The organism is Pseudomonas delhiensis, from assembly GCF_900187975.1.
GTDB classification, from domain to species: Bacteria; Pseudomonadota; Gammaproteobacteria; order Pseudomonadales; family Pseudomonadaceae; genus Pseudomonas; species Pseudomonas delhiensis.
The window spans coordinates 44358-57830 of sequence record NZ_FZPC01000037.1; the positions used below are offsets into that span (position 1 = coordinate 44358).

At 68.9% G+C, this 13473-nt stretch carries 9 protein-coding genes; 3 read left to right on the top strand and 6 right to left on the bottom strand.

Annotation, left to right across the window (positions count from 1 at the left end):
- Positions 1-173: 173 nt before the first annotated feature.
- The 6 genes from CHC02_RS26105 to pbpG form a co-directional block, all read right to left on the bottom strand.
- Entirely contained in the window at positions 174-2126 is a 1953-nt protein-coding gene (locus tag CHC02_RS26105; protein ID WP_089394300.1) for an acetoacetate--CoA ligase, read from the bottom strand.
- A gap of 111 nt (positions 2127-2237) precedes the next feature.
- On the bottom strand, positions 2238-3008 hold the full coding sequence (locus tag CHC02_RS26110) for a 3-hydroxybutyrate dehydrogenase (protein ID WP_089394301.1): 771 nt from the start codon (positions 3006-3008) through the stop codon (positions 2238-2240).
- A gap of 55 nt (positions 3009-3063) precedes the next feature.
- Positions 3064-4455, bottom strand: a complete 1392-nt coding sequence (locus tag CHC02_RS26115) for a GntP family permease (protein ID WP_089394302.1) — start codon at positions 4453-4455, stop codon at positions 3064-3066.
- A gap of 73 nt (positions 4456-4528) precedes the next feature.
- On the bottom strand, positions 4529-5794 hold the full coding sequence (locus CHC02_RS26120; RefSeq protein ID WP_089394303.1) for an OprD family porin: 1266 nt from the start codon (positions 5792-5794) through the stop codon (positions 4529-4531).
- Between the two features lie 296 nt (positions 5795-6090).
- A complete protein-coding gene (locus tag CHC02_RS26125) occupies positions 6091-7515 on the bottom strand; it encodes a sigma-54 interaction domain-containing protein (protein WP_089394304.1) in 1425 nt (474 codons plus the stop codon).
- A 494-nt stretch (positions 7516-8009) separates the two neighbouring features.
- On the bottom strand, positions 8010-8924 hold the full coding sequence (gene pbpG / locus CHC02_RS26130) for a D-alanyl-D-alanine endopeptidase (RefSeq protein ID WP_089394305.1): 915 nt from the start codon (positions 8922-8924) through the stop codon (positions 8010-8012).
- 441 nt (positions 8925-9365) lie between these two features.
- Here pbpG and CHC02_RS26135 point away from each other — a divergent pair, with 441 nt between their 5' ends.
- The 3 genes from CHC02_RS26135 to CHC02_RS26145 form a co-directional block, all read left to right on the top strand.
- Complete coding sequence (locus CHC02_RS26135) at positions 9366-11045, top strand: AMP-binding protein (RefSeq protein ID WP_089394306.1); 1680 nt, start codon at positions 9366-9368, stop codon at positions 11043-11045.
- A gap of 15 nt (positions 11046-11060) precedes the next feature.
- Positions 11061-12116, top strand: coding sequence for an AraC family transcriptional regulator (locus CHC02_RS26140; RefSeq protein ID WP_089394307.1), 1056 nt, complete (start codon positions 11061-11063; stop codon positions 12114-12116).
- Positions 12117-12151: 35 nt separating this feature from the next.
- Positions 12152-13473: methyl-accepting chemotaxis protein (locus tag CHC02_RS26145; RefSeq protein WP_141137702.1), on the top strand; the 1322-nt coding region annotated here is incomplete at its 3' end.

Genomic DNA, 13473 nt, shown 5'->3' on the forward strand with positions numbered 1-13473 from the left:
AGAGGCGAGGGCTGGAGGTCAGGTGCAATCGCGGATAAATCCGCTCCTACAGGTTGACGCCGAACTTCCCGTGCGCGCAGAACAACCCCCTCTCCCTCTGGGAGAGGACTGGGGTGAGGGAGCGGAATCCCCCGAAACTCACCAGCCCCGGCCAACACCGTCGATTGCCCGCCTCAGGTTTTCAATTCCGCCAGGTCCCGGTACAGCTCCAGCGCCTGCGGGTTGGCCAGGGCGTCGGTGTTCTTCACCGGCCGGCCGTGCACCACGTTGCGCACCGCCAGCTCCACTATCTTGCCGCTGAGGGTGTGGGGGATGTCCGCCACCGCGATGATCTTCGCCGGCACGTGGCGGGGCGTGGTGTTGGCGCGGATGGTCCGGCGGATCTTTTCCTGCAGCGCTTCGTCCAGTTGCACGCCTTCGCGCAGGCGCACGAACAGCACCACGCGCACGTCGCCTTGCCAGTCCTGGCCGATGGCGATGGACTCCAGCACTTCGTCGATCTTTTCCACCTGGCGGTAGATTTCCGCCGTGCCGATGCGCACGCCGCCGGGGTTGAGCACGGCGTCGGAGCGGCCGTGGATCACCAGGCCGCCGTGGGCGGTTTCCTCGGCGTAGTCGCCGTGGGCCCAGATGCCGGGGAAGGTGGCGAAGTAGGCGTCGTGGAACTTCTCGCCCCGCGGGTCGTTCCAGAAGCCCACCGGGATCGACGGGAAGTGCCGGGTGCAGACCAGTTCGCCCTTGCCGCTGCGCAGGCGCTTGCCGTCGTCGTCCCAGACCTCCACCGCCATGCCCAGCCCCTTGCACTGCAGCTCGCCGCGCCAGACCGGGGCCGTGGGGTTGCCCAGGGCGAAGCAGGAGACGATGTCGGTGCCGCCGGAGATGGACGACAGGCACAGGTCGGCCTTGATGTCGCGGTAGACGTAGTCGAAGCTCTCGTGGGCCAGCGGCGAGCCGGTGGAGAGCATAGTGCGCAGGCTGTCCAGGCGGTGCGTCCGCGCCGGGGACGCGCCGGCCTTCTCCAGCGCCGCGATGTACTTGGCGCTGGTGCCGAAGACGTTGATGCCCTCGGCGTCGATCAGGTCGACCAGCCGCTCGGGGCCGGGGTGGAAGGGCGAGCCGTCGTAGAGCACCAGGCGGGCGCCCACCGCCAGGCCGGATACCAGCCAGTTCCACATCATCCAGCCGCAGGTGGTGTAGTAGAAGAGCACGTCGCCCGGGTGCAGGTCGGTGTGCAGGCCGTGTTCCTTCAGGTGCTGCAGCAGCACGCCGCCAGTGCCGTGGACGATGCACTTGGGCACGCCGGTGGTGCCGCTGGAGTAGAGGATGTACAGCGGGTGGGCGAAGGGCACCGGGGTGAACCCGGGTTCGCCGCCGCCCTGGTAGAAGTCGTTCCACAGGGTGGTTCGAGCAACCGACTTGTAATCAGCAGGGCTGGCTTCCGGTCGCGCGTAGGGCACCACCACCAGTTCTTGCAGCGATGGCAACTGCGCCAGTATCTCGTTGAGCTTGCCGGTCAGGTCCAGCACCTTGCCGGCATAGCGGTAGCCGGCGCAGGCGATCAGCACCTTGGGCTCGATCTGGCCGAAGCGGTCGATCACCCCCTGGGTGCCGAAGTCCGGCGAGCAACTGGACCAGGTGGCGCCCAGGCTGGTGGCGGCGAGCATGCCGACGAGGGTCTGCCAGGTGTTGGGCATGAAGGCCGCCACGCGGTCGCCCATGCCCACCCCGGCGTCGCGCAGGGCGCGCTGCAGGCCGGCGACCTGGGCGGCCAGCTCTGCGTAGCTGAGGCTTTCGCGGCTGCCGTCCTCGCCGATGGCGACCACTGCGGTGGCGTCATCGCGGCGGCGCAGCAGGTGTTCGGCGAAGTTCAGGCTGGCGCCGGGGAACCAGCGCGCGTCGGGCATTTGCGGGCCTTCGTCGAGCACCGTGCGCGGCGGGCTGTGGAAGCGCACGTCGAAGCTCTCGACGATGGCCTGCCAGAAGCTCTCGCGGTGTTCGATGCTCCAGGCGTGCAGGGCAGGGTAGTCGGCCAGTTCCAGGCCGTGGCGCTGGTTGACCTGGCGGCGGAAGGCATCCAGCCGGGTGGCGGCGATGCGTTCGGCGGAGGGGGTCCACAAGGGTTTCATCGGGGCGTCCGTCCATCCACTTCTTGTCCTGCCAGTGTGGCACGGGATGGCGGCGGCTTCAGCCCATCGATGAATGGGCGGGGGACGGGCCCCCGCCAGAGGTGGCGGTGCCTACTGCGCGACCCAGCCGCCGTCCATGTTCCAGGCGGCGCCCCGCACCTGGGCGGCGGCCTCGCTGCAGAGGAACAGGGCCAGCTCGCCCAACTGGGCGGGGGTGACGAACTCCAGCGACGGCTGCTTTTCCGCCAGCAGGTCGTGGCGCGCCTGCTCGGGGCTGGCGCCGGCGGCCACGCGGGCGTCGATCTGCTGCTGCACCAGCGGCGTCAGCACCCAGCCGGGGCAGATGGCGTTGCAGGTGATGGGCGTGGTGGCGGTTTCCAGGGCGACGCTCTTGGTCAGGCCGACCACCCCGTGCTTGGCGGCGACGTAGGCGCTCTTGCCGGCGGAGGCCACCAGGCCGTGGGTGGAGGCGATGTTGAGGATGCGCCCCCAGCCGCGCCGGCGCATGCCCGGCAGCGCCAGGCGGGTGGTGTGGAACACCGCCGACAGGTTGATGGCGATGATGGCGTTCCAGCGCTCCACCGGGAAGTCTTCCACGGCCTCCACGTGCTGGATGCCGGCGTTGTTCACCAGGATGTCCAGGGCGCCGAACTCGCGTTCGACGTAGGCGATCATCTCGGCGATCTGCGCCGGGTCGGCCATGTCCGCGGGGTGGTGGCCGACGCGGGTGCCGTGGCGGCCCAGTTCGGCCAGCGCGCCGGCAACGTCGCCGAAGCCGTTGATCACCACCTGGGCGCCGGCCGCGGCCAGGCGCTCGGCGATGCCCAGGCCGATGCCGCTGGTGGCGCCGGTGACCAGCGCGATCTTGCCTTTGAGGTTCATGGGTGTTTCTCCTGCCGGTGGCGGCCCGGAAAGGGCCGCCGGGTGATGCGTGGCGTCAGACGATGCCGGTTGCGTAGAAGGTAGCGATCACCGCGAATACCGCCAGGGTCTTGATCAGGGTGATGGCGAAGATGTCCTTGTAGGCCTCGCGGTGGGTCAGCCCGGTGACCGCCAGCAGGGTGATGACCGCGCCGTTGTGCGGCAGCGTGTCCATCCCGCCGCTGGCCATGGCGGCGACGCGGTGCAGGACCTCCAGGGGGATGTTGGCGGCGTGGGCGGCGGCGATGAACTGCTCGGACATGGCCGCCAGGGCGATGCTCATGCCGCCGGAGGCCGAGCCGGTGATGCCGGCCAGCGCGGTGACGGTGATGGCCTCGTTGACCAGCGGGTCGGGGATGCGCTTGAGCGTGTCGGCCAGCACCAGGAAGCCCGGCAGCGAGGCGATGACCGCGCCGAAGCCGTATTCCGAGGCGGTGTTCATCGCCGCCAGCAGGGCGCCGGAGACCGCGGTCTTGCTGCCCTCGGCCAGGCGGCTGCGGATCACCCGGTAGCTGCTGGCCAGCACCAGCAGGATGCCCAGCAGCAGCGCCGCCTGCACCGCCCAGATGCCGGTGAGCTTGCTCACGTCGCTGGCCACCGGCGCGGCCATGCCGGCCAGCTGCAGGCTGTGGGTCTTGCCGTAGAGCTGCGGGATCCAGTGGGTGAACAGCAGGTTGGCCACGCCCACCAGCACCAGCGGCGACAGCGCCAGCAGCGGGTTGGGCAGGGCGATGTCGCTGGCGGTCTCCGGCTCGTTGCGCAGCTCGCGGCCATAGCCTTCGCCGGCGGCGTGGGCGCGGTTGGCCTGGCGGCGCAGGAACAGCATGCCCACGGCGAACACGAACAGGCTGCCGATCAGCCCCAGCCAGGGCGCCGCCCAGCCGTTGGTGCCGAAGAAGGCGGTGGGGATGATGTTCTGGATCTGCGGGGTGCCGGGCAGGGCGTCCATGGTGAAGCTGAAGGCGCCCAGGGCGATGGTCGCAGGGATCAGCCGCTTGGGGATGTCGCTCTGGCGGAACATCTCGGCGGCGAAGGGGTAGACCGCGAACACCACCACGAACAGCGACACGCCGCCGTAGGTGAGCAGGGCGCACACCAGCACGATGACCAGCATCGCCTGGCGGGTGCCGAGCAGGCGGATGGCGGCCGCGACTATGGAGCGCGAGAAGCCCGACAGCTCGATGAGCTTGCCGAACACGGCGCCGAGCAGGAACACCGGGAAGTAGAGTTTGACGAAGCCGACCATCTTCTCCATGAACACGCCGGTGAAGGCCGGCGCCACCGCGGACGGGTCGGTGAAGAGCACGGCGAGCAGCGCCGCGATGGGGGCGAAGAGGATGACGCTGTAGCCGCGGTAGGCGGCCAGCATCAGCAGGGCTAGGGCGGCGAGGGCGATGACCACGCTCATGGGCAGTTCTCCTGGAGCCGCGCGGCGCATCGGCCGCGCGTGGTTCTTGTGGTGACGAGGGGAAGGCCGGCGCTTACCAGAGCGGCAGCACGTAGCTGAGGATCAGCCGGTTCTCGTCCAGGTCGTTGCCGAAATGGCTGGAACGCACGGTGGCGTTGCGCCATTTGACGCCGAAGTTCTTCAGCGGGCCGCTCTGCACCACGTAGCCGATGTCGGTGTTGCGCTCCCATTCCTTGCCCTCGGGCCTGCCGGCGCCCAGCTCGATGTCGTCGCCGGACAGGTAGCGCGTCATGAAGGTCAGGCCGGGCACGCCCAGGGCGGCGAAGTCGTAGTCGTAGCGTAGCTGCCAGGACTTCTCGTCGCGGTTGGCGAAGTCGCCGATCTGCACGAAGTTGACCAGGAAGGCGTCGGTGCCGCCGATGTAGGCGAAGCCGGTGTCGCCGTGCATCGCCTGGTAGCCGGCGCCGAAGGCATGGCCGCCGAGGTTGTAGGTGAGCATGGCGCCGAAGGCGCGGTTGTCGACGTTGCTGTGGCCGTCGTCCTTCGAGCGGGCGAAGCGCAGGTCGGTCTTCAGCGCCTGGCCGTCGGCGATGGGCAGCACGTGCAGCAGGTTGACGATGTGCTGGTCGTACAGGCCGTCGAGCCTGGCGTAGTTGTAGCCGGTGGTCAGCTGCGGCGTCCATTTGTAGCTCAGGCCGGCGAAGTCGAAGCGGTCGCTGCTGGCGCTGGCGGTGATGCCGCGGGCGTTGCCGGTGGTGAGGGTCATGTCCTCGCTGTCGGAGGAGTCGCGCTGGCTGACCTGGCGCAGGCGGCCGCCGTCGAAGGTCAGGCCGGCGAACTCGGTGGAATTCAGGTGCGCGCCCTGGAAGGTCTGCGGCAGCAGGCGCGAGTCGTTGGCCAGCACCGTCGGCAGCTTGGGCAGCAGGGTGCCGACCTTGAGCACGCTGTGGGAGGCGCGCAGCTTGGCGGCCAGGCCCAGTTCGCTGTAGTCGTCCTGGGCGCCGTGGAGCTTCTCGCGGTCGCGCGGCAGCAGGCCGGAGCCGGCGCGCCCGGGACTGGAGTCGAGCTTGACGCCGAGCAGGCCGATGGCGTCGACGCCCACGCCGATGGTGCCCTCGGTGAAGCCGGATTCGTAGCGCAGCAGGAAGCCCTGCGCCCATTCCTCCTGTTTCGACTGGGGCGCGGCGTCCTGGCGGAAGTCACGGTTGAAGTAGAAGTTGCGCAGTTCCAGGCTGGCCTTGCCGTCGGCCAGGAAGTCGGCCTGGGCGGGCAGGGTGGCGGCGAGGGAGGTGCCCAGGGTGGCGAGGGCGGCGGCATGCTTGAGCGGGGTGCTGCTCATGGTCGGAAGTACTCCTGGCGTGGCGCGGCGGCGAACCGGGGCGGGCCGTGGGCCCCGTGGATGGCGTTCGTGCGCGACACCTTGGTTGTTGTTATGTCGGCGTGCGGCGGGTAGCCGCGCAAGCCGGATTGCGAGAACCGTGCCAGGTGATTAACTTGCTGATTTAAAAGGAATTTATTTTAAGTTTGCATGCCCGTGCGATGGGTTCTGTCTCTATTCGTGGACGAAACCCTCTTCATCCTGACTGGAGACGCAGGAAAACCGCTATTGTCTCTGAATGGAGAAAAGTCTCTATTTCAGGACGAAAGGCCCAGGGCGGCCATCTTCTTGTACAGCGTCGAACGGCCCAGCCCCAGGCGCCGCGCGGCCGCCTCGACGTTGCCGGCGTGTTCGGCCAGCACGTTGCCGATCAGCTCGCGCTCGAAGGCCGCCCGGGCCGCGTGGAAGTCCTGCCCCTCGGCCAGGCTGGCACGGCTGCCGCCCGCCGGCGCAGGTGGGGCCTGCAACGGGCCCAGGGCCGCATGCAGGGCCTGGGCGTCCAGCTGCGTGCGGTCGTTGAGCAGCACGCTGCGCTCCAGCAGGTTGCGCAGCTCGCGCACGTTGCCGGGCCAGGCGTGGCGGCGCAGCAGGTCGAGGGCGTCGGCGCCCAGCTCGTAGAGCGCGTGCCTGTCCTCGCGCAGGTCGTCGAGGATCGCCTCGCACAGCGCCGGCAGGTCTTCCAGGCGCTCGCGCAGCGGCGGGATGACGATCGGCACCACGTTGATGCGGTAGTACAGGTCGGCGCGGAAGCGGCCCTCGCGCACGGCCTTGTCCAGGTCGATGGAGGTGGCCGCGATCAGCCGCACGTCGCTGCGCAGCACCTCGTTGGAGCCCACCGGCTCGAATTCCTTCTCCTGCAGCACGCGCAGCAGCTTGCTCTGCAGCGGCAGGGGCATGTCGCCGATCTCGTCGAGGAACAGGGTGCCGCCCTGAGCGATCTGCAATTTGCCCGGCCGCCCCTTGCGGTCGGCGCCGGTGAAGGCGCCCGGCGCAGTGCCGAAGAACTCCGCCTCCAGCAGGGTTTCCGGGATGGCCGCGGCGTTGATGCTGACGAAGGCCTTGCCGGCCCGCGCCGAGGCGCTGTGGATGGCGTGGGCGAGCAGCTCCTTGCCGGTGCCGGTCTCGCCCAGCAGCAGCACCGGCGCCTCGCTGGCCGCGGCCCGGCGGGCGCGGCGCTTGACCTCCAGGCTGGCGCTGCCGTTGCCGATGAAGTGCGCCAGGCTGTACTTGGCCTGGCGCGCCTGCAGCAGCGAGCGGGTGGAGGCCAGCTCCTGGCGCATGCGCTGGTAGCGCGTGAGCAGCGGCGACAGCGAGCGCAGCTCGTCGAACAGGGCGAAGCCGATGGCGCCGATGACCTGCCCGGCGTCGTCGCGGATCGGCATGCGCATCACCACCAGCGGGTCGCGCGGCATGTCGAGGATGTCCAGCAGCATCGGCCGGCCGCTGCGCACCACTTCGCGCATCAGGCTGCCGGGGATCACGCTCTCCACCGGGCGGCCGATGGCCTGCTCGGCCCCGTCCAGGCCGAAGCGCTGGGCGTAGCGCTGGTTGATCCAGACGATGCGCGCGTCGCGGTCGACGATCACGGTGCCCTCGCTGAACTGCTCGAAGATCTCGAACAGCGAGCGGATCGCCAGTTGGCGGACGCTCTGGTAGTCCGTGAGGGAGTGGTTGTCGTGCATGGGCGGCCTGGTGCGTGGATGCTTGAAGCGCGCACTGTACCGGGATGTGCTGGGTGGGTCAGTAGGGAAGGGCGGAGTATGGGTTGGGCTCTGGTGTGGCAGGGGAGTCCGCAACCCTCTCCCCAGCCCTCGGCTGCGCGCCCCGCCCTGAAGGGAGAGGGGGCTAGTCCGTGCCGAGAGGAGGCCAGGTTTCAGCCAGCAATCTCTGTGCTAGCCGGCTAACGCCGAAATACCAACGCACGCCGAATGGTCCCCTCTCCCTTCAGGGAGAGGGTTAGGGAGAGGGCGCTCTCAGCCTTGGCACCGAAGTGCCGGGAAACCCCATTCGCGAGCAAGCTCGCTCCTACACCAAGCCAATCCGTGCCTGCGCTCCTCAGTGATTGCCGGCTGACTCATGAGCATCCAAGCACACCGAACAGTCCCCTCTCCCTTCAGGGAGAGGGTTAGGGAGAGGGGCTCTCAACCCCGGACACCCAAGCCCCCGGGAAACACCATCACTCCGCCGCCTGCATCCCCTGGGCCTGCTTCGCCTGCTTGTAGCGCAGCGCCACCGCCGGCACCGGCGAGGCCTTGCCGGTTTCCACCCAGCGGCGGATGCGCGCGGCGTCGGCCACGTGGGTGCGCTTGCCGAAGGCGTCGAGCAGGGCCAGGGCCACCGGGCGGCCGTTCATCACCGTGACCATCACCAGGCAGTGCCCGGCCTGGTTGGTGAAGCCGGTCTTGGTCAGGCGGATGTCCCACTTGCCGGCGCGCACCAGCGGGTTGGTGTTGAAGAAGCTCAGCGCGTAGCTGGGGTGGGTGAAGCGCGCGTCCTTGGTCGCGGTGGTGCTCAGCTCGCGGATCAGCGGGTACTGGTAGGCGGCCTTGACCAGGCGGATCAGGTCGTGGGCGGTGGAGGTGTTCTCGATCGACAGGCCGGTGGGCTCCACGTAGTGGGTGTGCAGCATGCCCAGGGACTTCGCCTTGGCGTTCATCGCCTTGACGAAGGCCACGCTGCCGCCCGGGTAGTGGTGGGCCAGGCTGGCGGCGGCGCGGTTCTCCGAGGACATCAGCGCCAGCAGCAGCATCTGCCGGCGGTCGATGCGGCTGCCCAGGTGCACGCGGGAGAACACGCCCTTCATCTCGGCGGTCTCGGAAATGTCCACGTCGATCTGCTCGTCCAGCGGCAGCTTGGCGTCGAGCACCACCATGGCGGTCATCAGCTTGGTCACCGAGGCGATCGGGCGGACCACCTCGGGGTTGCTGGAATAGACCACCTTGTCGGAATTCAGGTCCACCACCAGGGCGCTGCCGGAGGCCAGGACCAGCTGGCCGGGGGTGACTTCCGCCTTGCTGGCGGCGAGGGAGGGCAGGGCGAGGGCGGCAGTGCAGGCGAAGAGCAGGCCGAGGATCGAACGACGAGTGTTCATGGATGTGATTCGCACAAGTGGGAGGGTCTACATCCGTGTAGGCAATTTCCCAGAATTCTAATCCATGACCGGTGACCGCGCATCAGCCCGACGGCGGCCCGGGGGAAAGAATTTCAAGGGCTTGCGCGTACAAGTGCGTGTATCACTTTGAAAGCGCAACGGCGGGAATGAGAAAGTGTCTCGCCAAGTGTTGCGAAATGCGAATGCGCAGCCCGGGTGTCGGCTGTCGGAATATTCCAAGTGTCTGATTCACAAGGCGTTCGACTTCTGTGGCATGAAGCTTGACTGGCTAAGCTGTAGAGAACGGGGCGGAATGCGGACTTGCGTTTACCTTTACGTTAACGTAAAGATGCTCCGCGAGTCGTCGACCGGCCGGTCATGCCCATGCCTGTGGGCCCGGCCGCGAGCCCAGTCCCAGAACAAGCACAACAAGGGAACGCCATGAACCACCCGAGCTACACCCGTGGCCGCCAGGACAAGCCGCTGCTGGCCATGACCATAGGCGCTGCCTTCGACGACACCGCCAGCCGTTTCGCCGACCGCGAGGCGCTGGTGGTGCGGCACCAGAACCTGCGCTACACCTGGGCCGAGCTGGCCGCGGCGGTCGATGCCACGGCCCGCGCCTTCCTCGCCCTGGGCCTGCGCCAGGGCGACCGCCTGGGCATCTGGGCGCCGAACTGCGCGCAGTGGTGCATCACCCAGTTCGCCAGCGCCAAGGTCGGCGCCGTGCTGGTCAACATCAACCCGGCCTACCGCGCCAACGAGCTGGAATATGCGCTGAAGCAGTCCGGCTGCCGCTGGCTGGTGTGCGCCGACGCCTTCAAGACCTCCGACTACCACGGCATGCTCGCCGAGCTGCTGCCGGAACTGCGCGACTGCCGCCCGGGCGAGCTGAACAGCGCGCGCCTGCCGGAGTTGAGCGGGGTGATCAGCCTGGCCGCCCAGGCCCCCACCGGCTTCCTGCGCTGGGACCAGCTGGAGGGCATCGGCGCCGCCGTCTCCGCCGAGGAACTGGCCCAGCGCCAGGCGCTGCTGCAGTTCGACGAACCGATCAACATCCAGTACACCTCCGGCACCACCGGCTTCCCCAAGGGCGCCACCCTCAGCCACTACAACATCCTCAACAACGGCCTGATGGTCGGCGAGAGCATCGGCCTCACCGAGCACGACCGCCTGGTGATCCCGGTGCCGCTGTACCACTGCTTCGGCATGGTGATGGGCAACCTCGGCTGCCTCACCCACGGTTCCACCATGATCTACCCGGCACCCAGCTTCGAGCCCGAGGCCACCCTGGCCGCAGTGTCGGAGGAGCGCGCCACCGCGCTCTACGGCGTGCCCACCATGTTCATCGCCGAGCTGGACCACCCGCGCCGCGCCGAATTCGACCTGTCCAGCCTGCGCACCGGGATCATGGCCGGCGCCACCTGCCCGATCGAGGTGATGCGCCGGGTCATCAGCGAAATGCACATGGCGCAGGTGCAGATCGCCTACGGCATGACCGAGACCAGCCCGGTGTCGCTGCAAACCGGCCCGGACGACGAGCTGGAAATCCGCGTGACCACCGTCGGCCGCACCCAGCCGCACCTGGAGAGCAAGATCATCGACGGCGACGGCCGCATCGTCCCGCGCGGCACCATCGGCGAACTGTGCACCCGCGGCTACAGCGTGATGCTCGGCTACTGGAACAACCCCCAGGCCACGGCCGAGGCCATCAGCCCGGCGCGCTGGATGCTCACCGGCGACCTGGCGGTGATGGACGAGGCGGGCAACGTGCGCATCGTCGGGCGCAGCAAGGACATGATCATCCGCGGCGGCGAGAACATCTACCCGCGGGAGATCGAGGAATTCCTCTACACCCACCACGCGGTGGCCGACGCCCAGGTGATCGGCATCCCCGACGAGAAGTACGGCGAGGAACTGGTGGCCTGGGTCAAGTTCCACCCCGGCCACGGCGTCGACGAGGAGGAGCTGCGGGCCTTCTGCAAGGCGCGCATCGCCCACTTCAAGGTGCCGCGCTACTTCCGCTTCTGCGACGACTTCCCGATGACGGTGACCGGCAAGATCCAGAAGTTCCGCATGCGCGAGATCAGCATCGAGGAACTGCGCAGGGGCGATGGCTGACGAGCGCGAGGCGGCATGCCGGTAGAAAAGGGCACCATCTCCATCCGCCTGGTCAACGAGGCCCTGGCCGAACCCGTTCGCCAGGGCCTCGACGCGTCCGCGCTGCTGGCCGCCGCGGGCATCGCCGCCGAGCTGCCCGGCAAGCCCTACGCGCGGGTGCCCATCCAGGCCTACTCGCGGCTCTGGCTGCGCCTGGCGCGGCAACTGGACGACGAGTTCTTCGCCATGAACCCCCGGCGCATGAAGTCCGGCAGCTTCAACTTCATGGCCCGCACCGCCATCCACGAGGCGAGCCTCGAGGCGGCGCTGGAACGCGCGCTGGCCTTCCTCGGCCTGGTGCTGGACGGCCTGCAGCCGCGCCTGGTCAGCCAGGACGGGGTGGCGGCGATCCAGCTCGACGAGGGCGCGGCGCCGCCGCAGCGGGCCTTCTGCTACTTCACCCTGTACCTGATGGTCCACGGCCTGGCCTGCTGGCTGGTGGGCCGGCGCATCCCCATCCTCGCCCTCGACCTGCGCTGCCCGCAGCCGGACTACATCGAGGACTACCGGGTGATGTTCAGCGACAACCTGCGCTTCGCCCGCCGCCAGACGCGCCTGCTGTTCAACGCCGAGGCGCTGGCCCTGCCGGTGCGCCGTGACGAGCGCGAGCTGCGCCGCTTCCTCGCCGGCGCCCCGGCCAACATCCTGGTGCGCTACCGCGACCCGCAGAGCCTGGCCGCGCGCATCAAGGCCTACCTGCGCAGCCAGCGCTGCGAGCGCTGGCCGGACCTGGAAGCGCTGGGCAGCCACTTCTACATGGCCTCGTCCACCCTGCGCCGCAAGCTGGCCGCCGAGGGCCAGTCGTACCAGGCGCTGAAGGACCAGCTGCGCCGCGACCTGGCCATCGCCCGGCTGGACGCCGGCGAGGGCAACTTCGCCGAACTGGCCGAGGCGCTCGGCTTCGCCGACACCAGCGCCTTCTACAAGGCCTTCCGCAAGTGGACCGGCTCCACCCCCGGCCAGTACCGCGCGCTGATGCAGCAGGAAAACGACTGGCCCGACGCCTCCAGAAACTCCCCGCCAGGCCGATAGCCTGGGGCACTCCCACGTTCCAAGGACTCCCACCCATGTTCCTGACGCGCCTTTCGATCCAGTGGAAGATCACCCTGCTGGCCGGCCTCTGCCTGTTGTGCACCGTGGCGTTGCTGGTCGGCAGCTCGCTGTACCGCATGAACCACAACCTGCAGCTGGTGAAGACGGCCAACGCGCAGATGCTCGAGGACGCGGCCCAGGCGCGCATGCAGGCGCGGGCCGAGCAGCAGGCGGAGACCATCCAGCGCTTCTTCACCGACGTCTACCACTTCGGCGACCAGTTCAGCCGCCAGGTCGCCCAGCTGCGCGCGCAGAGCGCCAGGCACGGCGTGGATGCGCAGGTGCTGCGCGAGGACCTGGTGAAGCTGGTGCACGATGGGCTGAAGTCCAACCCGACGCTGCTCAGCCTCTACGTGGTGTTCGAGCCCGACGCCCTGGACGGCCAGGACGCCCGTTTCGCCGGCCAGCAGGCCCTGGGCAGCAGCGAGAAGGGCCGCTTCGGCGCCTACTGGGCGCAGAAGGCCAGCGGCGACAGCAGCCTGGCGGTGACCGAGGCGATGATCGCCGACACCACCGCGATGCTCGACGGCTCGCCCTTCAACACCTGGTACCAGTGCCCGAAGCAGAACCTGCGGCCCTGCGTGCTCAACCCGTATTTCGACGACGCCTCGGGCCAGCGCGTGCTGATGACCACCGTGGTGTTCCCGCTGCTGGAGAACGGCAAGCTGCTGGCGGTGGTGGGTGCCGACATCAGCCTCAGCCGCCTGCAGCAACTGGCGCTGGATGGCGACCGTGACCTCTACGCCGGCCAGGGCAGCATCCGCATCCTCAGCCCGGCCGGGCTGCTGGCCGGCGACAGCCAGGACGCCAACCAGCTCGGCCAGCCGCTGGCCAAGTCCGTGGCCAACGCCGCCGAGATCCTCGGCGTGCAGGCCGCCGGCGCGCCCCGGGCGCTGATGGGAGAGGACCGGCTGCAGGTGGTCGAGCCGCTGCAGGCCATTCCGGATTCGAAGCACTGGGGCGTGCTGCTGGAAGTGCCGCGCCAGGTGCTGCTGGCGCCGTCGCTGAAGTTGCAGGGCGAGCTGGACGCGCGCAACCTCAGCGGCGCGCTCTGGGAAACCGCCTTCGGCGTCGGCCTGGCGCTGGTGGTGCTGCTGTTGCTGTGGCTGACCGCCCGCGGCGTGACCCGCCCGATCCTCGGCGTGGCCGGCATGCTGCGCGACATCGCCAGCGGCGAGGGCGACCTGACCCAGCGCCTGAAGTACCAGGGCCAGGACGAACTGGGCGAGCTGGCCGGCTGGTTCAACCGCTTCCTCGACAAGCTGCAGCCGATCATCCGCGACGTGAAGGCCTCGGT

What these genes read in the sequence shown, in the direction of transcription:
- CHC02_RS26105 (WP_089394300.1), bottom strand. Translation starts at nt 2,126, where the DNA reads ATGAAACCCTTGTGGACCCCCTCCGCCGAACGCATCGCCGCCACCCGG.
- CHC02_RS26110 (WP_089394301.1), bottom strand. Translation starts at nt 3,008, where the DNA reads ATGAACCTCAAAGGCAAGATCGCGCTGGTCACCGGCGCCACCAGCGGC.
- CHC02_RS26115 (WP_089394302.1), bottom strand. Translation starts at nt 4,455, where the DNA reads ATGAGCGTGGTCATCGCCCTCGCCGCCCTAGCCCTGCTGATGCTGGCC.
- CHC02_RS26120 (WP_089394303.1), bottom strand. Translation starts at nt 5,794, where the DNA reads ATGAGCAGCACCCCGCTCAAGCATGCCGCCGCCCTCGCCACCCTGGGC.
- CHC02_RS26125 (WP_089394304.1), bottom strand. Translation starts at nt 7,515, where the DNA reads ATGCACGACAACCACTCCCTCACGGACTACCAGAGCGTCCGCCAACTG.
- pbpG (WP_089394305.1), bottom strand. Translation starts at nt 8,924, where the DNA reads ATGAACACTCGTCGTTCGATCCTCGGCCTGCTCTTCGCCTGCACTGCC.
- CHC02_RS26135 (WP_089394306.1), top strand. Translation starts at nt 9,366, where the DNA reads ATGAACCACCCGAGCTACACCCGTGGCCGCCAGGACAAGCCGCTGCTG.
- CHC02_RS26140 (WP_089394307.1), top strand. Translation starts at nt 11,061, where the DNA reads ATGCCGGTAGAAAAGGGCACCATCTCCATCCGCCTGGTCAACGAGGCC.